Annotated in this window: 2 protein-coding genes; both read right to left on the reverse strand. The window is 51.6% G+C overall.

Features of this window, described 5'->3' with window-relative positions; translation table 11 throughout:
- The coding region (gene thrB / locus ACWHAR_RS21730; RefSeq protein WP_452087797.1) for a homoserine kinase at nucleotides 1-822 on the reverse strand (822 nt) is incomplete at its 3' end.
- Nucleotides 819-1,304, reverse strand: a 486-nt coding sequence (locus tag ACWHAR_RS21735) for a pyridoxal-phosphate dependent enzyme (RefSeq protein ID WP_452087798.1), incomplete at its 5' end; no start/stop codon positions are given. The genes thrB and ACWHAR_RS21735, both read right to left, overlap by 4 nt.

Raw genomic sequence — 1,304 nt, forward strand, 5'->3', positions numbered from 1 at the left:
TTTTAGCTCTTCTCCCTTTCCTTTTTCGGTCATGACGAGAATCGTTGGGCCTGCTCCGCTGAGAGCCGTTCCATATGCGCCCTTCATCTCGGCGACGTGCTCTACTTTTGACAGCTCAGGCACAAGCATCGCCCGGTACGGCTGATGGAACATATCCTTCTTCATGATTTTCCCGACAAGCGGCCAATCCTTGGACATGATCGCAGCAATGAGGATATTGCTGACAGCACTTGCTTTTACGGCATCGGCATATGGAAACTCCTTCGGAAGCACGTCTCTCGCGTCTCTTGTCAGCACTTCATAAAAAGGAATGACAACGACTACGTCAATGTCAGCATTCGGGACGCGGATCATTTGGGTCGCGTCATCCTCATGCAGGCCGATCACAAGTCCGCCGACGAGAGAAGCGCCAGCATTGTCCGGGTGTCCTTCTTCTAGACTGGCTAAATGCAGCTTGTCCGCTTCAGACAGCTTTAAGCCGCATAATTCATCAGCCAGTTCAATGGCCGCTACAATCGCCGCGGCGCTGCTGCCAAGGCCGCGTGCAAGCGGGATGTCGCTCCACACCTTCACATGGACAGGAGGCATTTCTTTTCCGTACAAATCTGCGGTCCGTTTAGCCACTTGATAGATCAGGTTATCTGTACCCGCCGGAATTCCGGCGACTGTTTCTGTTTCAGCCTCAAAAGACCATTTGTCGCTTTCAAAGACGGTCAGCTTCAAATATCTGCTGAGCGCCATTCCGACTGAATCAAAGCCGGGGCCTAGGTTAGCTGTGCTTCCGGGAACAGTGACAGAGAACAGCATGTCGGCTTCGTTCATACACGGGCCGCTCCTTTTACATATTCAAGGATGCTGTCTTCATCAGTCGGCAATGTGACAGGCTTGATTTCTGAAATGTCGACCGCTGTGTTCGGATCTTTCAGTCCGTTTCCTGTTAACACAGCTACGACCTTGCTGCCTTTCGGAATTTCTCCGGATTTCACCTGTTTCAGCACTCCTGCGATAGACGCGCAAGAACCTGGTTCTGCAAACACGCCTTCTACACGGGCGATCAGCTGATATGCGTGAAGGATTTCACCATCAGTGACTTCGTCAATTTTCCCATTGGATTCCTCGGCTGCCTTTACAGCTTTGTCCCAGCTTGCCGGGTTTCCGATACGAATGGCTGTCGCTATTGTTTCAGGATTTTTAATCACTTCATTGCGCACGATTGCCGCCGCACCCTCAGCTTCAAAGCCGCGCATTTTCGGAAGGCCTGTGCCGTTTTTCTCATGATATTCCTTGAAGCCCTTCCAGTACGC

The sequence above is a fragment of the Bacillus sp. LR--39 genome, assembly GCF_053613335.1.